The organism is Nonomuraea composti (assembly GCF_012034275.1).
GTDB classification, from domain to species: domain Bacteria; phylum Actinomycetota; class Actinomycetes; order Streptosporangiales; family Streptosporangiaceae; genus Nonomuraea; species Nonomuraea composti.
This window is the reverse complement of record NZ_JAATEP010000001.1, coordinates 99,237-117,359: the sequence shown is the minus strand read 5'-3', so window position 1 is coordinate 117,359 and position 18,123 is coordinate 99,237. Positions and strand designations below refer to the sequence as shown.

At 72.7% G+C, this 18,123-nt stretch carries 22 protein-coding genes and 1 tRNA gene; 11 read left to right on the top strand and 12 right to left on the bottom strand.

What is annotated here, in order from left to right:
• Positions 1-22: 22 nt before the first annotated feature.
• The 8 genes from HCN51_RS00570 to HCN51_RS00535 form a co-directional block, all read right to left on the bottom strand.
• Positions 23-967 (bottom strand): TIGR03620 family F420-dependent LLM class oxidoreductase, encoded by a 945-nt coding sequence (locus tag HCN51_RS00570; RefSeq protein WP_240972290.1) that lies wholly within the window; start codon positions 965-967, stop codon positions 23-25.
• A 37-nt stretch (positions 968-1,004) separates the two neighbouring features.
• Positions 1,005-1,187 carry a hypothetical protein gene (locus HCN51_RS00565; RefSeq protein WP_168005567.1) on the bottom strand — a complete coding sequence of 61 codons (183 nt, stop codon included), beginning with the start codon at positions 1,185-1,187 and terminating at the stop codon, positions 1,005-1,007.
• A 151-nt stretch (positions 1,188-1,338) separates the two neighbouring features.
• Positions 1,339-4,107, bottom strand: a complete 2,769-nt coding sequence (locus HCN51_RS00560) for an FAD-binding and (Fe-S)-binding domain-containing protein (protein WP_168005565.1) — start codon at positions 4,105-4,107, stop codon at positions 1,339-1,341.
• 6 nt (positions 4,108-4,113) lie between these two features.
• Complete coding sequence (locus HCN51_RS00555; RefSeq protein ID WP_168005563.1) at positions 4,114-4,962, bottom strand: fumarylacetoacetate hydrolase family protein; 849 nt, start codon at positions 4,960-4,962, stop codon at positions 4,114-4,116.
• A gap of 11 nt (positions 4,963-4,973) precedes the next feature.
• Positions 4,974-5,831, bottom strand: a complete 858-nt coding sequence (locus HCN51_RS00550; protein ID WP_168005561.1) for an SMP-30/gluconolactonase/LRE family protein — start codon at positions 5,829-5,831, stop codon at positions 4,974-4,976.
• Positions 5,828-6,598: an IclR family transcriptional regulator gene (locus HCN51_RS00545; protein ID WP_168005559.1), complete on the bottom strand. Its 771-nt coding sequence runs from the start codon at positions 6,596-6,598 to the stop codon at positions 5,828-5,830. The genes HCN51_RS00550 and HCN51_RS00545 overlap by 4 nt, the downstream gene beginning before the upstream one ends.
• A gap of 47 nt (positions 6,599-6,645) precedes the next feature.
• Positions 6,646-7,641 carry a zinc-dependent alcohol dehydrogenase family protein gene (locus HCN51_RS00540; RefSeq protein ID WP_168005557.1) on the bottom strand — a complete coding sequence of 332 codons (996 nt, stop codon included), beginning with the start codon at positions 7,639-7,641 and terminating at the stop codon, positions 6,646-6,648.
• A gap of 98 nt (positions 7,642-7,739) precedes the next feature.
• Complete coding sequence (locus tag HCN51_RS00535) at positions 7,740-8,057, bottom strand: hypothetical protein (RefSeq protein ID WP_168005555.1); 318 nt, start codon at positions 8,055-8,057, stop codon at positions 7,740-7,742.
• A 165-nt stretch (positions 8,058-8,222) separates the two neighbouring features.
• Between HCN51_RS00535 and HCN51_RS00530 the strand changes: the two genes are divergently transcribed.
• From HCN51_RS00530 to HCN51_RS00510, 5 genes are all read left to right on the top strand, one after another.
• Positions 8,223-8,588, top strand: coding sequence for a nuclear transport factor 2 family protein (locus tag HCN51_RS00530; RefSeq protein ID WP_168005553.1), 366 nt, complete (start codon positions 8,223-8,225; stop codon positions 8,586-8,588).
• 98 nt (positions 8,589-8,686) lie between these two features.
• Positions 8,687-9,532, top strand: coding sequence for an LLM class F420-dependent oxidoreductase (locus HCN51_RS00525; protein WP_168006351.1), 846 nt, complete (start codon positions 8,687-8,689; stop codon positions 9,530-9,532).
• 65 nt (positions 9,533-9,597) lie between these two features.
• Positions 9,598-9,924, top strand: a complete 327-nt coding sequence (locus tag HCN51_RS00520) for a hypothetical protein (RefSeq protein WP_168005551.1) — start codon at positions 9,598-9,600, stop codon at positions 9,922-9,924.
• Between the two features lie 41 nt (positions 9,925-9,965).
• Positions 9,966-10,556 (top strand): TetR/AcrR family transcriptional regulator, encoded by a 591-nt coding sequence (locus HCN51_RS00515; RefSeq protein WP_168005549.1) that lies wholly within the window; start codon positions 9,966-9,968, stop codon positions 10,554-10,556.
• Between the two features lie 54 nt (positions 10,557-10,610).
• Positions 10,611-11,435 carry a GNAT family N-acetyltransferase gene (locus tag HCN51_RS00510; RefSeq protein ID WP_168005545.1) on the top strand — a complete coding sequence of 275 codons (825 nt, stop codon included), beginning with the start codon at positions 10,611-10,613 and terminating at the stop codon, positions 11,433-11,435.
• A 61-nt stretch (positions 11,436-11,496) separates the two neighbouring features.
• Here the strand turns inward: HCN51_RS00510 and HCN51_RS00505 are convergent.
• Positions 11,497-11,573 (bottom strand) — tRNA-Pro (locus HCN51_RS00505).
• 96 nt (positions 11,574-11,669) lie between these two features.
• Between HCN51_RS00505 and HCN51_RS00500 the strand changes: the two genes are divergently transcribed.
• The 4 genes from HCN51_RS00500 to HCN51_RS00485 all read left to right on the top strand — a co-directional run bounded on the left by HCN51_RS00500 (position 11,670) and on the right by HCN51_RS00485 (position 13,587).
• Positions 11,670-12,095 carry a hypothetical protein gene (locus tag HCN51_RS00500; protein WP_168005543.1) on the top strand — a complete coding sequence of 142 codons (426 nt, stop codon included), beginning with the start codon at positions 11,670-11,672 and terminating at the stop codon, positions 12,093-12,095.
• A 68-nt stretch (positions 12,096-12,163) separates the two neighbouring features.
• Complete coding sequence (locus HCN51_RS00495; protein WP_080040899.1) at positions 12,164-12,712, top strand: hypothetical protein; 549 nt, start codon at positions 12,164-12,166, stop codon at positions 12,710-12,712.
• A gap of 5 nt (positions 12,713-12,717) precedes the next feature.
• Complete coding sequence (locus tag HCN51_RS00490; protein WP_168005541.1) at positions 12,718-13,380, top strand: hypothetical protein; 663 nt, start codon at positions 12,718-12,720, stop codon at positions 13,378-13,380.
• 6 nt (positions 13,381-13,386) lie between these two features.
• On the top strand, positions 13,387-13,587 hold the full coding sequence (locus HCN51_RS00485; protein ID WP_080040901.1) for a hypothetical protein: 201 nt from the start codon (positions 13,387-13,389) through the stop codon (positions 13,585-13,587).
• Between the two features lie 125 nt (positions 13,588-13,712).
• Here the strand turns inward: HCN51_RS00485 and HCN51_RS61000 are convergent, their stop codons facing one another.
• Both HCN51_RS61000 and HCN51_RS00475 read right to left on the bottom strand, forming a co-directional pair.
• The gene (locus HCN51_RS61000; RefSeq protein WP_168005539.1) at positions 13,713-14,126 is read right to left on the bottom strand and encodes an ATP-binding protein; all 414 of its coding nucleotides are present in this window, start codon (positions 14,124-14,126) and stop codon (positions 13,713-13,715) included.
• A gap of 16 nt (positions 14,127-14,142) precedes the next feature.
• Complete coding sequence (locus tag HCN51_RS00475) at positions 14,143-14,913, bottom strand: SigB/SigF/SigG family RNA polymerase sigma factor (protein ID WP_168005537.1); 771 nt, start codon at positions 14,911-14,913, stop codon at positions 14,143-14,145.
• 176 nt (positions 14,914-15,089) lie between these two features.
• Here HCN51_RS00475 and HCN51_RS00470 point away from each other — a divergent pair, with 176 nt between their 5' ends.
• The gene (locus tag HCN51_RS00470) at positions 15,090-15,446 is read left to right on the top strand and encodes an STAS domain-containing protein (RefSeq protein ID WP_080040904.1); all 357 of its coding nucleotides are present in this window, start codon (positions 15,090-15,092) and stop codon (positions 15,444-15,446) included.
• 6 nt (positions 15,447-15,452) lie between these two features.
• Here the strand turns inward: HCN51_RS00470 and HCN51_RS00465 are convergent, their stop codons facing one another.
• Positions 15,453-16,172, bottom strand: coding sequence for a GAF and ANTAR domain-containing protein (locus tag HCN51_RS00465; protein ID WP_080040905.1), 720 nt, complete (start codon positions 16,170-16,172; stop codon positions 15,453-15,455).
• 58 nt (positions 16,173-16,230) lie between these two features.
• Here HCN51_RS00465 and HCN51_RS00460 point away from each other — a divergent pair, with 58 nt between their 5' ends.
• On the top strand, positions 16,231-18,063 hold the full coding sequence (locus HCN51_RS00460; protein WP_240972289.1) for a SpoIIE family protein phosphatase: 1,833 nt from the start codon (positions 16,231-16,233) through the stop codon (positions 18,061-18,063).
• Positions 18,064-18,123: the final 60 nt, after the last annotated feature.

Sequence of the window (18,123 nt, the reverse complement as noted above, 5' to 3'; positions counted from 1 at the left end):
CCGCTTCCTTTCTCGCCGCGGCTCAGATCGTGACGATGTCCGACCGGGCCAGGGTGCGCAGGTGGTCCAGCAGCTCCTCGGCGCTACCGGTGAGCGGCTGGATGCAGACGTGGTCGGCGCCCGCGTCGAGGTGCGCCTGGACCCGCCCGGCGATCACCTCCGGATCGCCCCACACCACGACGGCGTCGACCAGCGCGTCGCTGCCGCCGTCGGCCAGGTCCTCGTCCGTCCAGCCCAGCTCGCGCAGGTTGTTGGCGTAGTTCGGCAGCGCCAGGTACCGCGTGGTGAACTGGCGGGCGATGCTCCGCGCCCGGTCGCGATCGGTCTCGAGCAGGACGGTCTGCTCCGGCGCCAGCAGCGGCTCAGGCCCGAGCACGGCCCGCGCGCGGGCGGTGTGGTCGGGCGTGACGAAGTACGGATGCGCGCCGGACGCCCGGCTCGCGGCCAGCTCCAGCATCTTCGGCCGGAGCGCGGCCAGCACCCGGGGCGCCGGCTCCGGCAGCGGGCCCACGTACTCGGTGGCGTCCATGGCGTCGAGGTAGTGGCGCATGGCCGTGACCGGCTTGCGGTAGTCGTGCCCGCGCGCCGACACCGCCGGCGCGTGACTGACCCCGAGCCCGAGCAGGAACCGGCCCTCGTACGCCTCGGCGAGCGCGTTCGCGCCGTTCGCGGCGGCCGTCGGGTCGCGCGCCCAGATGCTCGCGATGCCGGTCGCCACCGTGAGAGCGCTCGTGGCGCCCAGCAGGATCGCCGCGTGGGCCAGCGACTCCTTGCCGTTCGGCGTCTCGCCGATCCACAACGCCTTGAAGCCCAGGCTCTCGATCTCCGCCGCGGCCTCCCGCTCCACCGCGGCCGGCTCCCTGGTGAGGGTGGCGTTCCATACCCCTACCCGCCCCAGGCGCTCCTTCAGCGCCTCGATCCCGCTCGTCCCCGGCATCGCGCCCCACCACCTCATCGACCGGACCATGCGAGATCCACCCTAGGCAGGGCATGGTCGAGGAAGGTTAATGACGTGCCGTGCTCGCGGCCATCCCCGCCCCGGGCCGCTCGGCGATCACCCCGCCGTCGGCGAGAACCGCCAGGAACAACCCGAGGCACAGCAGCGCCACGGGCCACACCTTCTGGGTGAGGGCGAGGACGAGGCCGGCGAAGAGCGCCACGAGGGCGAGGATGTCGAGGGCGTGCATGGTCAGGCCCCTGCCCGCTCGTACGGATCTCAGGCGGGGAAACGGCGGGAAAAGGAGCGCCGGCTCTCCTTTTGAACCGATCGCCGCTGGTGATCGTCACCGCCGGGCGTCTCCCGCACGCGGCGCGCCGCGTGCGGCGGGGTCCTGCGGGTCACGGCGTCGTGGCCTGGTCGAGCAGCTCCAGCAGGTGGTGGTAGGGCTCGCCGGTGGCGCGGGTGAGGCCGAGCTCGCAGGTGCGGTTGACGGAGGCGTGCGCGGCGAAGCCCCCGGCCCGTACGGCGGCGGCCTCGGCCCGGGTGGCGGAGGCGGTCAGCTCCGGGTGCAGCAGGCCGCGGTCGCCGGCGAACGCGCAGCACTGCCAGCCTTCCGGGACGGTCACCTCGTCGGCGATCGCGCGGGCGACGGCGGTGATGGCGGCGTCGAGCCCGAGGTGGGTGGAGGAGCAGGTGGGGTGGACGGCCAGGGTGGGCAGGCGGCGTTCGACGGTCAGGCGGGGCAGGAGGTGCTCGGCGGTGTAGGCGACGGCGTCGGTCACGTCCAGGCCGATGCGCTGGAAGCCCTCGGTGCAGGAGGCGGCGTCGCTGACGACCGGGACGCGCCCGCCGTCGGTGGCCTTGAGCAGCGCCGCGCGGACGCGACCGGCCATGACCTCGTGCCCGCCGGTGAACCCCTTGGACGACCAGGGCGTGCCGCAGCACAGCCCGCCGATCTCCTCGGGCACGTGCAGCCGCACGCCGGCCCGCCTGGCCAGCCGGGCGAACGCGATCATCACGCCGGGCCCGCCGTCGGCGGGGGCGAACATGGTGTTCAGGCACGACGGCAGGTAGACGACGTCGGCGCCGGGGTCCGGCAGGGGGCGGCGGCGCATCCCGCCGCGCGGCAGGTCGCGGCTCCACCGGGGGACGGCCTCGGGGCCGGCGAGCGCGCGGGCGGCGCGGCTGGCGGCCTCGGGCAGCGCGGGCGGGGTGGCGGCGGCGGTGTCGAGGGCCGCGTTCATGGCGCGGGTGATGCCGTCCCAGTGCCGGGCGGCGCTCTTCCAGCCCTGGCGGGCGGCGCGGCCGTGGCGTTCGGCGCGCAGGCGTTTGGTGAGGTCGCCGGTGTTGATCAGGACGGGGCAGGCGGTGGCGCACATGCCGTCCACGGCGCAGGTGTCGATGGCGTCGTAGCCGTACTCGTCCTCCAGCTCGCGGGCCAGCTCGTGGTCGCCGGCCTCGCGGGCGGCGGCCTGCTCGCGCCTGAGCACGATGCGCTGGCGCGGGGTGGTGGTCAGGTCGCGGCTGGGGCAGACGGGCTCGCAGTAGCCGCACTCCACGCACCGGTCGACCTCGGGCTCGACGGTGACGACGGCTTTGAGGTCGCGCAGGTGGGCGTCGTCGCGGTCGGTGAGGACGACGCCGGGGTTGAGCGTGCCGGCCGGGTCGCACAGGCGCTTGACCTCGCGCATCACCTCGTACAGCTCGTCGCCGTACTGGCGGCGCACGAACGGGGCCATGACGCGGCCGGTGCCGTGCTCGGCCTTGAGCGTGCCGCCCCGCGACAGGACGGCCTCGACCATGTCCTCGGTGAAGGCGGCGTAGCGCTCCAGCTCGGTGTCGAAGCGCTCGTTCAGCATGAAGTGCAGGTTGCCGTCCTTGGCGTGGCCGAAGATGACGCTGCGCTCGTACCGGTGCCGGGCGAACAGGGCGGTCAGCTCGTCGCACAGGCCGGTTAGGGCGGGCACGGGGACGGCGACGTCCTCCAGCAGGGCGGTGGTGCCGCTGGGGCGGGCGCCGGCGACGGAGGCGTACAGGCCCTTGCGGATGTGCCACAGCGCGGCCCTGGCCTGGCTGTCCCTGCTCAGCCGGGCGGGGGCGGCCAGCTCCAGGCCGGCGAACGCCTCCGCGGCGGCGCGCTCGCGCCCGGCCAGCGCCTCCTCCTCCGGCTCCTGCCATTCGACGAGGAGGGCGGCGTGCCCGGCGACGGTGAGGGCGCGCAGCACGTCGTCGGCCTTCGGGTCGGTCCGGGCGACGCGCAGGGACTCGGCGTCCAGCAGCTCGACGGCGGCGGGCGCGGCCTCGACGAGCCGGGGCATGGCGCCCATCGCCGCGTGCAGGGCGGGGAAGACGAGCAGGCCGGTGGCGGCCAGCGGGTGCGCGGGCACGGTGCGGAAGACCGCCTCCGCCACGAACCCGAGCGTGCCCTCGCTGCCGATGACGAGGTGGGCGAGGATCTGCGCCGGTGAGTCGTGGTCGAGGAAGCTGTTCAGGCCGTAGCCCATGGTGTTCTTGAGCGAGAACTGCTGCTGGACCCGCCGCACCGAGTCCGGATTGTTCCGGACTCGATCGCGCAGCGCGACGAGGCCGTCCGCCAGCTCCGGCTCCAGCGCGCGCAGCCGCTCGTCGGCGTCGGCCGCGCCGGTGTCGACGACGGTGCCGCTGGGCAGCACGATCGTCATCGACTCCAGGGTCCGGTAGGTGTTGGCGTGCGTGCCGCAGGTCATGCCGCTGGAGTTGTTCGCGACGACGCCGCCGATGGTGCACGCCGACTCGCTGGCCGGGTCGGGGCCGAGCTTGCGCCCGTACGGGGCGAGGCGGGCGTTGACCTGCCGCAGCACCGCGCCCGGCTGCACCCGCACCCGTGCCCCGCCGTCCAGCACCTCGATGGAGCGGAAGTGCCGCCGCGTGTCCACGAGCAGGTGCTCGCTGACCGCCTGCCCGCTCAGGCTGGTGCCGCCGGAGCGGAACGTCAGCGGCAGCCCGGCGCGCAGCAGCGCCGCGACCTGCTCCGCGCTCTCGGGCACCAGGACGGCCTGCGGGGTGAGCAGGTAGTGGGAGGCGTCGTGGGCCAGGCCGAGCCGGTCGCTCGCGCGCGTCCTGGCGATGCCGGGGACGGCGGCCTCCACCCTGGCCAGGACGGTGGGGTCGGGTGCGATCAGAGTCATGGCGCGTTACCTGGGCCCGACGACTTGCTGCCGCTGGCTGCCCAGCCCGTCGATGCCCAGCTCCATGACGTCGCCGGGCTGGAGCCAGATCTGCGGGTCGTGGCCCATGCCGACGCCGGGCGGGGTGCCGGTGTTGATCAGGTCGCCGGGCTCCAGGACCATGAACTGGCTCAGGTGGTGCACGATGACGTACGGGTCGAAGATCATGGTCTTGGTGGTGCCGGTCTGGCGGCGCACGCCGTTGACGTCGAGCCACATGCCGAGGTTCCTGACGTCGGCGATCTCGTCGGGCGTGACGAGCCACGGGCCGGCCGGGTTGAACGTCTCGGCGGACTTGCCCTTGCTCCACTGGCCGCCGCGCTCCATCTGGAACGCGCGCTCGCTCACGTCGTTGACCACGCAGTATCCGGCGATGCAGGCGCGCGCCTCCTCGACCGAGTCGAGGTAGGAGGTGCGCCGGCCGATGACGATGCCCAGCTCCACCTCCCAGTCGGTCTTCGTCGAGCCGCGCGGGATGCGCACGTCGTCGTTGGGGCCGACCAGCGTGTTGGGCGACTTGGTGAACAGGATCGGCTCGTCCGGCACGGCCTGGCCGGTCTCGGCGGCGTGGTCGCTGTAGTTGAGCCCGATGCACAGGATCTGGTGCGGCCGGGCGATCGGCGCGCCGATCCGCTCGCCGGCGAACTCGCGGACCTCGCCGGTGGCGACCCTCTCGGCCAGCAGCGCGGGGCCGCCCGCGGCGAAGAACCTCTCGTCGAAGTCGGGAGTGACGTCGGAGACGTCGACGTAGTGAGTGTCGTCGATGCGGACGACGGGCTTCTCGGCGCCGGGGGCGCCGATGCGCATGAGGTACACGGGTGTCTCTTTCAGGAGTGGTTCCAGTAGGGCGCGGGCAGGCCGCGCACGCCCACGCGGGCGGTGAACAGGCGGCCGTCGTCCGGCCCCGGCTCGCTCAGGCCGGTGGTGGCGGTGGTGATGACGAGGACGTCGAGGCCGGGGCCGGCGAACACCGGGCAGGACGTGTGCGGCGCGCCGGTCTCGACGACGTCGAGCAGCTCGCCCGCCGTGGTGCGGCACTCGACGCGGCCCAGCCCCCAGTTGGCGATCCACAGGTTGCCTGCGGCGTCGGCGCACATCCCGTCGGGCGAGCCGTCGGTGATCGTGAACGCCTCCCGCCGCGGCCCGGTCTCCCCCGTCTCCGCGTCGTAGTCGCGCACCCAGATCGTGCCGGGGACGGTGTCGACGTTGTAGAGGCGGCCGTCCACCCAGGCCAGGCCGTTGGAGAGCACGAGGTCGGTGTCGAGGTAGGTCAGGCCGGTGCCGTCGAGGCGGGCCAGCACCTCCTGCCCGTGGCGGTCGTCCTGCGCCAGGCTGCCGATCAGGAAGCGCCCGGCCGGGTCCACGGCGCCGTCGTTGAGCCGGCTGCGCACGCCCTCCGGCAGCACCCGCGCCAGCTCCTTGCGGCTGCCGTCGGTGCCGACCGCGATCAGCGTGGACTGCGCGGCGACGAGCAGCGTGCCGTCGGCCGCCACCGCGACCGCGCCCACCGTGCCGTCGAAGGTGTGGCTGCCGGTGACGGTGATCGCGTCGCCGTCGAGCCGCCCCTCGTACACGGTGCCGGCGACGATGTCGACCCACAGCAGGCGCTGCCGGGCGGAGTCCCACACGGGGCCTTCCCCCAGGGTGTGGACGCCGGCCGAGGCCGGGACGGCGGTGAACGTCACGAATGCTCCTCTCCGGAGACGATGGCGCGGATGGCCGGCAGATCGTCGATGAGCCGCTTCAGCGGCGTGCGGTAGGCCAGGCCGCTGACGCTGATCGCGCCGCTGGGCACGGTGGGCGAGGTCAGGTAGGCCGCGACCGCCACGCAGTTGACGCCCGGCTCGTTCTCCTGGTCGTCGGTGGCGTAGCCCTGCTCGCGGATGCGGGCCAGCTCGGCGTGCAACTCCTCCACCGTACCGATCGAGCGCTCCGTCGGACGCTCCAGGGTGCGGCCGGCCGCCCACGCCTCGACCGCCTCCCGCGTCGGAAGGGCGTCGGCGAGCAGCACCTTGCCGACCGCCGTGCAGTGCGCCGGGTTGCGCCCGCCCACCACCGAGGTCAGCCGCACCGCCCCGCTGGCCGGGTCGAGCTTCGAGCGGTAGACGACCGAGGGGCCGTCGAGCACGGCGTAGTGCGCCGTCTCGCCGTACCGGTCGCACAGGGCCTTGAGCACCGGCATGACGCGGACGTGGTCGGGCCGCGCCTCGTGGTGGGCGAAGGCCATCCGCAGGAACTCATCGCCCAGCACGTACCGGCCGTGACCGTGCTGCGCGGCGAAGCCGGCGCGGCGCAGCGCGGCCAGCGCCCGGTGCACCGTCGGCTTGGGGCTCGCCACCGCGCGCGCCATCTCCTCCAGCCCGATGCCGTCGGGGTGGCGCGCCAGCTCGGCCAGCACCGCCAGCACCCGGTCGGAGCCGACGAGCTTGTCCGCGGAGTTCTGCTCGGACATGTTCCGAACCCTAGACCATCGTTCCACCAGACGAAAGTTCGCCGCGCCTACTGGACGGTGACCACGATCTTGCCGACCTGCGCGTTCGACTCCAGGTGGCGGTGCGCCTCGACGATCTCCCCCAGCTCGAACGTGCGGTCCACGACCGCGCTGAACGCGCCGGAGCGCAGCCCCGACGCCACGAACGCCTCCGCCCGGCGCAGCCGCTCGGGCCGGGTCGTCGTCTCCAGCATCGTGTACGTCCGCATGGACAGCGCCGGCATGCCCAGCTCGATCCCCGGGTAGGGCGTCGGCTGGCCGCTCAGCGCCCCGTACACGAGCAGCTTGCCGTCGTCCGCGACGACCCTGGCCAGGTCCCGCACGCCGGGCCCGGCGACCGCGTCGAGGACGATCTCGGCCCCCCGGCCATCGGTCGCCGCCAGCACCCGCTCCACCACGTCCTCGTCCTCGGTGACGATCACCTCCGCCGCCCCTTGCTTCAGCAGCGCCTCCTTCTTGGCGGCGGTGCGGGTCAGGGCGATCGGGGCGGCGCCGAGGCGGCCGGCGACGTGGATGGCGGCCAGCCCCACGCTGCTGGAGGCCGCGTTCAGCACGACGGTGTCGCCGGGCCGCATCCCGCCGGCCTCCATCAGCGCGCCGTAGGCGGTCACGTACGCCATCCACACGGCGGCGCCCTCGACGGCGCCGAGCCCTTCGGGGCGGCGCAGCACCGCCGCCGCGGGGACGATCACGCGCTCGCCGTACACGCCGTGGTCGTTCATGGAGAACGTCTGCACCGTGCTGACCGGCTCCCCCGGCCGCAACCCGGTCACCCCGGCGCCGACGGCCTCGACCACGCCGGCGGCCTCCGTGCCCAAGGTGGCGGGGAAGCGCTTCACGGGCTCGATGTAGTGGCCGGAGCGGAACAGGGACTCCGACCGGTTCAGCCCGATCGCCTCCACCCGGATCCGCACCTCGCCGGGGCCCGGATCACCCACCTCGACGTCCTCGACCCGCAGCACCTCGGGCCCGCCGAGCTCGTGGAACAACACTTTCCTGGCCATCGCACAGTCCTTCCGCAGCAGGAATGGGAGGCCCACTCCAGCACGGAAGTACGACGGCTGTCAAACTTCGACAGCCGTCGTACTAATGCGGCGACGCCCTAGGCGGGGCGCTTGGTCCCCGAGTCGCCGTCGGCCAGCACGTACTGCGGGCGCTTGGTCCCCGAGTCGCCGTCGGCCTGCACATACTGCGGGCGCTTGGTCCCCGAGTCGCCATCGGCCTGCACATACTGCGGGCGCTTGGTCCCCGAGTCGCCATCGGCCTGCACGCCGCTCACCTGCGGCGTGCGGACCACGGTCGCGGCGTTGCACGGGTCGGACCCGCCGTCGGCCTGCGCCGGGGCGGCGCCCAGCACGAACACGGCGCCCAGGGCCGCGGTCGCCGCGGCGGCGCGGCGCGTCCGGGTACGGAACATCATGGGGCTCCTCCAGTGGTCCGGTGATCACGGGCGTGCTGCTCACCAGCATCGGGGTCACGCCCCCGGCCGTCCACCCCGGAATGCTTGCTTTTCTGCTAGTTGCGCGCCGCACGTGGTCCCGTATCGTCCCTGCCAACGATCCTGATCACGTGAGGGGTGATCGGCATGTCCGCCGCTGCGATCCGGCACGTCTTCCAGGTGGTCGACTCCTTCGACGCCGACGCGTTCGTGCAACTGCTGGCCGAGGACGCCACGCTCGTGTTCGCCAACGCCGAGCCGGCGACCGGGCGCGAGGCCATCGCCGCCGGGCTGCGCGAGTTCTTCGCCACCATCGGCGGCCTGCGGCACCGCATCGTCAGGACGTGGCAGGTCGGCGACGACAACATCGCCGAGACCGAGGTCACCTACCGGCGGCTCGACGGCAAGGACGTCAGCGTCCCGGCCGTGTCGATCTGGCGCGTCCGTAGCACCGACGGCCTGATCACCGACTACCGCATCTTCGTCGACCTCGCCCCCGTCTACGCCGCCTGATCCATAGCCGGCGGCTATGACAGCAGGTATTGGACGCCGCAGCCGCCACGCGCCGATCATGAGCCCCGTCCGCGAATTCCCGAAGGACGGAGAACGTGATGGAGCTCGGCGTCAACGGCCTGAACGCCAAGGCCACCCTGGGCCCGGCCGAGACGGCCCGCCTGGTGCGCCTGGCGGAGGACCTCGGCTACCGCTCGTGGTGGGCGGGCGATCACGTGGTGCTGCCCAGCCCGCGCGTGCCCGCCTCCCCCATGGACCCTGAGGACCCGATCCTCGACCCGCTCGTCCACCTCGCCCATGTCGCCGCGCTCAGCACCACGCTCGAGCTCGGCACCGGCATCATCATCCTGCCCCAGCGCAACCCGCTGGTCCTCGCCAAGCAGGCGGCCAGCCTCGACGTGCTCAGCGGCGGCCGGCTGCGGCTCGGCGTGGCCGGCGGCTACCTGGAGCCGGAGCTCGCCGCGCTGGGCGTGCCGATGTCCGAGCGCGGCAGCCGTACCGACGACTACCTGGACGCGATGCGGGCCCTGTGGACCGCGCCCGCCCCCGTCTCCTACGCGGGGCGGCACGTCTCGTTCGAGGGCCTGGACGCCCACCCGCGGCCGGTCCAGCCGGGCGGCCCGCGCGTCATGGTCGGCGGGCACAGCCCCGCCGCGTTCCGGAGGGCCGTGGCCCGCGGGCACGGCTGGATCGGCAACGGCCGCTCCCCCGAGGACCTGGCCGCCGCCCTGGCCGGGCTGGAGAGGGCGGCCGCCGAGGTCGAGCGCCCGGCCCGGCTCGGCCGGCTGGAGATCACGTTCATGCAGCTCGACCCGGTGGAGGTGGACGCCGCGACCGCGTCGCGCTACCGCGAGCTGGGCGTGGACCGGCTGCTGGTCTACCCGCTGCCCCTGGAGGACCCCGACGAGGTGGCCGCGTTCCTGGAGCGCCACGCCACCCTCTAGAAAAGTCCCCACATGAGGACTTATGCTGATCCTGACCCCGTCACCCCTGGCGATCAGGAGATGCCATGTACGCAGTCGTACGCCACTACCGCACCACCCCGGGCGCCGTCGAGGCGATGATCTCCGCCGTCGACGACGAGTTCGCCGACCGCGTCCCGCGGCAGGTCGGCGCCGTCCTCTACAGCGCCGTCGACACCGGCGGCGGGACGGCCATCACGATCACCGTCTACGAGGACGAGGCGGCGGCCGTCCGGTCGGAGAGCACCGTGGGCGAGCTCCAGCGCGACCTCGGCGAACGCTTCGGCGTCAAGGAGACCTCCGCGCACCGGGGCCAGGTCGTGGTCAGCCGGGCCACCGAGGCCATCGTCCGGCCCGTGCGCGCGACGGCCTAGCCCCTGCGTGGACGGCGGTGCTAGGGGCTAGCCTCACCTGCATGAGCAGGACAGGACGGCGGCCGGGCACCTCCACCACCCGGGAGGAGATCCTGGCGGCGGCGGCCGAGGCGTTCAGCGTCGCCGGCTACGAGGCCACCAGCATGCGGCAGGTCGCCGCCGCGGCCGGGGTCGACCCGGCCCTGGTGCGGCGCTTCTTCGGCGGCAAGGAGCAGCTCTTCAGCGCGGTCGTGACCGACGTGTTCCGGCCGGAGCAGGCCCTGCCCATGCTGCTCGACGGCCCGCGCGCCGGCCTGGGTGAGCGGCTGGCCGCGTACGTGCTGGGGCTGCTGGGCGAGGTGGAGCGCCCCGGCCCGCTGCTGGGCCTGATGCGCTCCGCCGCCACCAGCGCCCACGCCGCCGCCCTGATCAGGACCTTCCTCGCCGACGAGATGCTCGGCAAGCTCACCCGGCAGCTCGGCACCGACCACCCGGAGCTGCGCGCCGCGCTGGCCGCCGCCCAGCTCGTCGGCCTGGCCATCACCCGGTACGCCGTCCGCGTGGACGCCCTGGTCACCGCCGATCCCGCCGAGCTGACCGCCTGGGCGGCCCCGGCGCTCCAGCGCTACCTGACCGGCCCGGCCCCTCGCTGACCAGCACAGAGCCATTAGCATCCAGTCACCGACCGGCTCAGGGGGAGCGAGGACATGCCGCACACCGCAGTGCGCGCCGCCACGGAAGGCGACATGCCCGCCGTACGCGCCGTCGCCAAGCGCTTCGGCCTGCTCAGCGGCTGGCATCCCGGCTCCCCCGACTTCCTCGACGCCGAACGCGCCTTCGGCACCCTGCTCCTCGCCCCGGGCGGCGAGGACGGGTCCGCCACGGGCTTCGGCGGCACCCTCCGCAGGGGCGGCCTCACCCACCTGGGCGACCTGTTCGTCCTGCCCGCCCGCCAGTCCTCGGGCGTCGGCCGCACCCTCCTGTCCCGCCTGCTGTCCGGCGACGGCCCGAAGGTGACGTTCGCCTCCTCCGACCCGCGCGCGATGAGCCTGTACGTCCGCCACGGCCTGCGCCCGTGGTGCCCGCTGCTCTACCTGACCGGCCCGCCGGCCGGCCGGCCCGCCCCACCCGTCCGGATCGCCACCGCCGAGGACACGGCCGCCCTGGACGCCGACGTCTCGGGCGGGAGCCGCGCCGGAACCCTCACCTGGTACGCCGCCCTGCCCGGCGTCACGGCGTACACGACGGACGCCGGCTACGCCTTCACCCGCACGACGGCCGGCGGCACCCTGATCGGCCCGGCGGGCGGCGCCACCCCGCACGACTGCGTGACCGCCGTCCTCGGCGCCCTCGCCGCCACCGCTCCCTCGTCGCACCCCGCGAAGCTCGCCGTGCCCGGCCCGCACCCTCTCGTCCCGCTGCTGCTCGGCACCGGCTGGCGCATCGCCGACCTGGACACCTTCATGGCCGACGACGCGGCACTCGCCCTGATCCGTGCGGACCGGTACGTGCCGCACCCGGACCTCGGCTGAACCGCGGACATGCGAAAGGGTGCCACCCGAAGAGTGACACCCTGATCGACCAGCGAGAATCTGGTCGGGACGACAGGATTTGAACCTGCGACCCCTTGACCCCCAGTCAAGTGCGCTACCAAGCTGCGCTACGTCCCGGCTTGTGTCGGCCGCCCGGTGTGGGGCGGGACGTCATAACCTTAGCGCACATCGGAGGTGCACGCGTACACGGAGAGCGGGAGCGGAGGCGGCCAGGTGGGGCGTAAGGCGACCATTGATCGCAAGGAGCTGGCGCGGCTGGTGGCCGAGGGGATGAGCGTGCAGGAGCTGGCCGCTCACTTCGGCGTCAGCGAGTCGGGGGTGCTGCAGGCCAAGCGGGCCGCCGGGCTGGCGAAGCCGATGCTGGACCACAGCGCCGCCCTGCCGTGGAAGCTGGCGCGCGCGCACGCCCAGTCGGGTCCTGCCACGAACCTGCGTAACCTGTCGGCGGCGGCGCAGGGCAGGCCGCCGGCGGCGGAGCGGCTGAACACGGCGTTGCGGTGGGCGCAGCGGCTGGTGGACGGCGGCCTCGACGTGCGCTACGACGCCAACGAGGGGTTCACCGAGGTGCCGGCCGCCCCTCACGGCTCACACGTCGCCTCCGTGCTGGCCGCGGCCAGGAAGGCACTTGACAACCGCTGAGAAACGCGTTTCGACCTGCCGTTCGAGGGCAGTCGCTGGTCTCGACACAGAGACCGGAGGCGAACATCATGACCACCTGGGCATGGGTGGCCGTCGTCGTGGTCGCGGTGGTGGCGCTCGCCGCAGTCGGCTATTTCGTGCTGCAGCAACAGAAGCGCCGCGCCCATCTCCGCGAACGCTTCGGCCCGGAATACGAACGTATGGTCGCCGAGCACGACAACCGCCGGGAGGCGGAGCAGGAGCTGCTCAACCGTGAGCAGCGGCACGCCGAGCTCGACATCCGCCCCTTGACGCAGGAGTCGCGCGACACCTACGCCAACCGGTGGACCGAGGTGCAGGAACGCTTCGTGGACGCACCCGGGTTCGCGGTGACCGAGGCCGACCAGCTCGTGACGGCGGTCATGGCGGAGCGCGGCTACCCCACGGAGAACTTCGAGCAGCGGGTGTCCGACCTGTCGGTGGGGCACGCGGAGACGCTCGACCATTACCGGAAGGCTCACGAGATCAGCGGGCGCGCCGCCAGGAAGGAGGCCTCCACCGAGGAGCTCCGCCAGGCCATGGTGCACTACCGCGCGCTGTTCGAGGAGCTGCTGCACGAAACCACCCGAGGACGGTGAACGATATGAGCAGCGACGAGCTGAAGGTCCCGTCGCAGCAGCAGCGCAACGACGTGAACGACGATGTGCACGACGACGTCAAGGATGACGTGCACGACGACCGGGACCGGGACGCCCTGAGGGACGATCCGGTCGACGGCGAGGAGCTGGCCCGCAGCGAGGCCAGGACCGAGACCCTTCCCCAGCACGACGACGGCGACTACCGGGAGCCGTACGCCAGGACCGACGGCGACATGCTGGCGGACGAGCCCGAGCCCGAGCCGGAGCCGGTGCAGGCCCCCGGCTCCCACGCCGCTCCCGACGACGTCGTCCTGTTCGACCAGGACCCGACCGAGGTGCAGGCCCGCTGGCGCGACCTGCAGTCCTCCTTCGTGGACGACCCCGGTGAGGCGGTGCGCCGGGCGGACGGGCTGGTCGGCGAGGTGGTGGACTCGCTCACGAGCACGCTCACCAGCCGGACGAACGCCCTGCGCGAGCGCTGGAAGGAGACCGGGAGCAGCGCCGACACCGAGCAGCTGCGCCTGGCCCTGCGCGACTACCGGACGGTCCTGGAGCGGCTGCTGGCCCTGTCCAGCAAGTCACCCGCCCAGCCGGCCCAGTCGGCCCAACCGGCCCAGGCGGTGGGCGCGGTGCAGCCTGATCCGTTCCAGAGTCAGGGAATGAGGTGACATGACATGCTCGCGGTCATCGCGGCGATCATCTTCGGGCTGGGCTTCCTGCTCGACCTGGTAGGCGCGCGGATCCCAGGCGGGTTCTCCGGCATGACGTTCGTCCTGCTGGGGCTGACCCTGCTGGCCCTGCACCAGGCAGGCGTCGGCACGGCCAGCATCCGTACGGGCTACAGCAACTGGCGTGGCGGCCGAGCCCGCCGCTGACGAGGATGGAGCACGACATGAGATCGCCGGGTGGCGGAAGCCACCCGGCGATCTGCCGTCAGGAGCCAGGTCTTGCCAAGCCAGGTCTTGCCAAGCCAGGTCTTGCCGGGTCAGGTCCCGCCGGGTCAGGTCTTGCCGGGGAAGCGCATGATGACGGTGCTGCCGCCCCGGCCGACCCGCAGGGTCAGGTCGGAGGAGAGCAGCCGCGCCACCCACAGCCCCATGCCGCCGACGGCACCGGGCATGGGGCCGGGCTTCCAGGCTCCTTCGTCGTGCACCTCGACGATCAGGTCTCCGCTGAGCACCCAGGTGCGCATGCGGGCGTCGCCGGCGCCGTGGGTGACCGCGTTGGTGGCCACCTCGTTGACGGCGATGACGAAGTCGCCGATGGCGTCTTCCGGCATGCCGACGGCTCTGGCTTCGTCCTCGGCGAACTGCCGGACCTGCGGCAGGTCCGGCAGGCGGAAGCGCAGGGATTTCACGGGCGCGCCGGGTGGCGGGCTCGTGTAGCCCGATTGAGGCTCGACGTCCTCGTTCACCCGGCGACCGCCCTCGTCAGCCGACCAGCTCGGTGCGAAGCTGGTCGAGAACTTTGCGGAGAATACGCGAAACATGCATCTGGGAGATTCCGAACTCGGCCGCGATCTCGGCCTGCGTCATGTTGCCGAAGAAGCGCAGCAGCAGGATGTGCTTCTCGCGGGAGGGCAGCGCGTCGATGAGCGGCTTGACGGCCTCCCGGTCGACCATGTTGCTCAGCGTGTCGTCGTCCTCCGGGATGACGTCGCCGAGCGAGGCGGCGTCGTCGTCGGTGCCGAGCGGCGCGTCGAGCGACAGGGTGCTGTAGGCGGCGGAGGCGTCGAGCGTGAGCAGGACGTCCTCCTCGCTGATGTTCATCTTGGCCGCCAGCTCGGCCACGGTCGGGGACCGGCCGAGGTCCTGGCTGAGGTCGGCGACGAGCCGGTTGAGCTCGGAGCGGCGCTCCTGGTAGAGGCGGGGCACCCGGATGGCCCAGGTGCGGTCGCGGAAGTGGCGCTTGACCTCGCCGGTCATCGTCACGACCGCGTACCCCCTGAACGCGTGACCGAGCGTCGGATCGAAGCCGTTGACGGCCTTCATCAGGCCAACATACGCGGCCTGGAGGAGATCCTCCAAAGGTTCGCCGCGGTAGCGGTAGCGTCGGGCGATCTCCATGGCGAGCGGCCGGTGCATCTCGACGATGCGCTCGCGCAGACGCTCCCGGACGCTGTCGGGCGTCTCTTCCCTGACCATCTCGGCCAGGAGTTCTTCCGCGGACATCTCCTCGAGGACGTATTCCTGCACAGCCATCGCTGCTCCTCATATGGGTCGCAGGCGGCCTGCCGCACAAGGAAAAAGCCCATGCAGAGGCACGCCTCGCTCAACTCTCGAGACCGAAGCCCTCTGCTGGACTTCGGCTCCAGTATCCCCCATGCCGCGGGAAGTATTCCTCGATCGCGCGGTGACAGTAGGGTTGCCCCGTGACAATGCCGGAGAACGGCGAGGAGCCAGTGGCGGCCCTCAGCCTGACGTCGTCGACCGTGAACGAGATCACCGTGGTCAGGGTCGACGGTGTTCTCGACGCCACGACACGGGCCCAGTTCGCCGACTACCTGGCGATGGCGGGCCCCGATCTGATCCTGGATCTGGCCGGGGTGACGTTCATGGATTCACGTGCCCTCGGTCTGATCGTGCACCACTGGCAGACGAGCCTCGCGGCGGGCGCCAAGTTCGCCCTGATCGGAGTCGAGTACTCCAAATCGAAGGTGATGTGGATCACCGGCCTGGCCCAGCGCCTGCCGCTGTACGACACGCTGGAGGACGCCCTGTCCGCCATCGCCTAGCGTCCATCAGCGTCTCGCCGACTTGCGCTGGTGCTCGTCCACCAGCAGCCGGGCGAGGTCGGCCACCTTGACCTGGTGGTGCTGGGAGATCCTGCGCAGCTCCTCGAAGGCGGCCTCGGCGGTGCATCCGCTGGTCTGCATGATGATGCCCTTGGCCTGGTCGATCACCGAACGGCCGGCCAGGGCCTCCTGGAGCTGCGCGTGGTCGGTGCGCACCTCCTCGAACTCCCACATGTTCGCCATGGCCACGCCGACCTGTTCGGCCAGCATGTCGGCCAGGGAGCCGGCGCCCTGCGGGGAGAACGCCCCGGGCCGCACGGAATAGAGCCCGACGACGAGCAGCGCGGGCGGCACCTCGATGGGGACGACGAGCACCGAGCGCACGCCCCAGCGGGTGGCCAGGGCGTCGTAGCGGGGCCAGCGGGTCTCTTTGAGCACGTCCGTCACCGTGGCGCGGCCGCCGCTCTGGCGGGCCTCGATGGAGGGGCCCTCGCCGAGCTCGCGCTCGCCTTCGACGAGCATGATGAGCTCGCTGTGGGAGCCGGAGACGAGGACGCGGTGGTCGCGCCAGTGCTCGGCGGAGGCGCCCGAGCAGTTGGGGACGCCGGTCGCCAGGGCTGTGGTCAGGCCGCGCAGTACGCTTTCTGTCGAGGTGTCCTCCCCCAGCCGGCCCAGTGCGGCGAGGTCTCGGGCAAGTCCGGGAGTGATCATCGCGGTCGATTCCATAGCAACAAGCTTCTACCCCTTATGGCTAGCATTATCCCGAGTGGCGTAGCGTCAGACCATGACCATGCCGGACCTCGAACACGCGCTTGACGCGCTGGCCGGGCGCGTCTCCTCGTTGCGCGAGGCGAGGGCCGCCTACCCCGCCGACCTGGCACCGACCCTGGATGCCGCGCTCGCCGAGCTCGACACCGCCGCCGAGCTGCTGGCCGAGGCCCGCGAGGAGCTGCGCAAGGCTCCCAAGCGGGCCACCGGCCGCAAGGACGGCGGGCAGCGGGAGCTGAAGCTGCTGCGCCAGGTCCTGCGTGCCTTTCCCGTTCCCGTCATCATCCTCGACGGCGGCGGCGTGGTGCGGCGGATCAACCCTGAGACCTCGCGCGTGCTGGGCAGCCCCGACGGCTACCTGGTGGGCCGCTCGTTCCCGCTGCTGGTGGACGTGTCGCGGCGGGCGGCGTTCCGCTCGCACCTGACGGCGGTGCTGCAGACCGGGCAGCCGGCCGCGTTCGAGACGCGGCTGGCGCACCAGGGGCGCACGCACACCGTGCAGCTCGCGCTGACCAGGCTGACGATGCCGGGCGAGCCGCAGCAGATGGTGGCGGCGGTGGCGCTGCCGACCGAGGTGCAGCTCCCCGAGCCGGGCGCGCGCCGGCCCGAGCAGTCCGACGGCGCGCTGCTGCTGGCCGCGGCCAGGCGCCAGGACCTGCTGACCCGGATGGGCCGGGTGCTGCTCGACGAGGAGGCGCTGCTGCGGCCCGTGGCGTTGCAGCGGGCCTCACGGCTGCTGGCGGCCGAGTGGGCCGACTGGGTGATCGCCGACATGGTGCGCAACGGCGCGCCGCGCCGCTCGGTCGTCATGGCGCCGAAGAACCACCCGCTGGGCGGGCTCGTCCGGCAGGTGGAGTCGGCCGAGCCGACCGCCAGCCAGCTCGTGCTGCAGGTGCTGGAGCGCGGCTCCGGCCTGGTGCTGGAGATGGTGGACGACGACACGCTGTTCGGCTTCTGCCCCGACGGGCCGCTGCTGACGGTGATGGGCGCCGGGTCGGTGCTGTGCGTGCCGATCGGCCGCTCCGACGGCGTGCTGACGCTCGTCCGCGCGCACGACCGCCCGCCGTTCGCGCTGGCCGACCTCGCCGTGCTGCAGGAGGTGGGCCTGCAGATCGGGCTGGCCGTACGCGCGCAGAGCAGCTTCCAGAGCCGCTCGCGGGCCGCGGACGCCCTGTCGGCCAGCGTCGCGCCGCGCAACCTGCCCGACGTGCCCGGCTACGAGGCGGCGGCCGTCTACCACCCGGGCTCCTCGGTGGGCGCCGAGTTCTACGACGTCTTCCCCGTCTCGGGCGGCTGGGGCTTCGCGCTGGGCGGCGCGGCCGGCAAGGGCGAGGAGGCCGCCTCGGTCAGCGCCATGGTGCGCGGCGGGCTGCGCGTGCTCAGCGTCTGGGACTCCGATCCCGACCTGGTGATGCGCAAGGTGAACGAGGCCCTGGTGACGCAGGGCACGGGCATGTTCGTGATGGCCGTGGCCGGGTTCGTGAAGGGCAGGGAGATCCGGATGTCGTCGGCCGGGCACCATCCCGCCGTGCTGCTCCAGCCCGACGGCGGGGTGCGCTTCGCCGCGGGCGGCGGCGTCCCGCTGGGCATCTCGCCCGAGGCGGAGACCGGGGTCGAGACGCTGACGATCGCCCCGGGCGAGACGCTGGTGCTCTACTCGGAGGGGCTCATCTCCTCCAGGAACGAGCGCGGCGAGCCGTACGGGGAGGAGCGGCTGGCCGACGTGCTCAGCCGGTGCGCCGGCCAGGCGCCGTCCACGGTCGTCAAGGCGGTGGAGGCGGACCGGCACACGTTCTCGGGCGGTCAGGTTTGGGATGAGATCGTGGTGTTCGCCCTGCGAGGTGTCTGATCTGCGGGGGTTTGCGATCGACGGAAAACTGGGTATGGTCGAAGTCGTAGAACGACGTGC

Bases quoted from the DNA above. Each gene is read 5' to 3' on its own strand.
- HCN51_RS00570 (WP_240972290.1), bottom strand. From the start codon at position 967: ATGGTCCGGTCGATGAGGTGGTGGGGCGCGATGCCGGGGACGAGCGGG.
- HCN51_RS00565 (WP_168005567.1), bottom strand. From the start codon at position 1,187: ATGCACGCCCTCGACATCCTCGCCCTCGTGGCGCTCTTCGCCGGCCTC.
- HCN51_RS00560 (WP_168005565.1), bottom strand. From the start codon at position 4,107: ATGACTCTGATCGCACCCGACCCCACCGTCCTGGCCAGGGTGGAGGCC.
- HCN51_RS00545 (WP_168005559.1), bottom strand. From the start codon at position 6,598: ATGTCCGAGCAGAACTCCGCGGACAAGCTCGTCGGCTCCGACCGGGTG.
- HCN51_RS00540 (WP_168005557.1), bottom strand. From the start codon at position 7,641: ATGGCCAGGAAAGTGTTGTTCCACGAGCTCGGCGGGCCCGAGGTGCTG.
- HCN51_RS00535 (WP_168005555.1), bottom strand. From the start codon at position 8,057: ATGATGTTCCGTACCCGGACGCGCCGCGCCGCCGCGGCGACCGCGGCC.
- HCN51_RS00530 (WP_168005553.1), top strand. From the start codon at position 8,223: ATGTCCGCCGCTGCGATCCGGCACGTCTTCCAGGTGGTCGACTCCTTC.
- HCN51_RS00525 (WP_168006351.1), top strand. From the start codon at position 8,687: ATGGAGCTCGGCGTCAACGGCCTGAACGCCAAGGCCACCCTGGGCCCG.
- HCN51_RS00520 (WP_168005551.1), top strand. From the start codon at position 9,598: ATGTACGCAGTCGTACGCCACTACCGCACCACCCCGGGCGCCGTCGAG.
- HCN51_RS00515 (WP_168005549.1), top strand. From the start codon at position 9,966: ATGAGCAGGACAGGACGGCGGCCGGGCACCTCCACCACCCGGGAGGAG.
- HCN51_RS00510 (WP_168005545.1), top strand. From the start codon at position 10,611: ATGCCGCACACCGCAGTGCGCGCCGCCACGGAAGGCGACATGCCCGCC.
- HCN51_RS00495 (WP_080040899.1), top strand. From the start codon at position 12,164: ATGACCACCTGGGCATGGGTGGCCGTCGTCGTGGTCGCGGTGGTGGCG.
- HCN51_RS00490 (WP_168005541.1), top strand. From the start codon at position 12,718: ATGAGCAGCGACGAGCTGAAGGTCCCGTCGCAGCAGCAGCGCAACGAC.
- HCN51_RS00485 (WP_080040901.1), top strand. From the start codon at position 13,387: ATGCTCGCGGTCATCGCGGCGATCATCTTCGGGCTGGGCTTCCTGCTC.
- HCN51_RS00475 (WP_168005537.1), bottom strand. From the start codon at position 14,913: ATGGCTGTGCAGGAATACGTCCTCGAGGAGATGTCCGCGGAAGAACTC.
- HCN51_RS00470 (WP_080040904.1), top strand. From the start codon at position 15,090: ATGCCGGAGAACGGCGAGGAGCCAGTGGCGGCCCTCAGCCTGACGTCG.
- HCN51_RS00465 (WP_080040905.1), bottom strand. From the start codon at position 16,172: ATGGAATCGACCGCGATGATCACTCCCGGACTTGCCCGAGACCTCGCC.
- HCN51_RS00460 (WP_240972289.1), top strand. From the start codon at position 16,231: ATGACCATGCCGGACCTCGAACACGCGCTTGACGCGCTGGCCGGGCGC.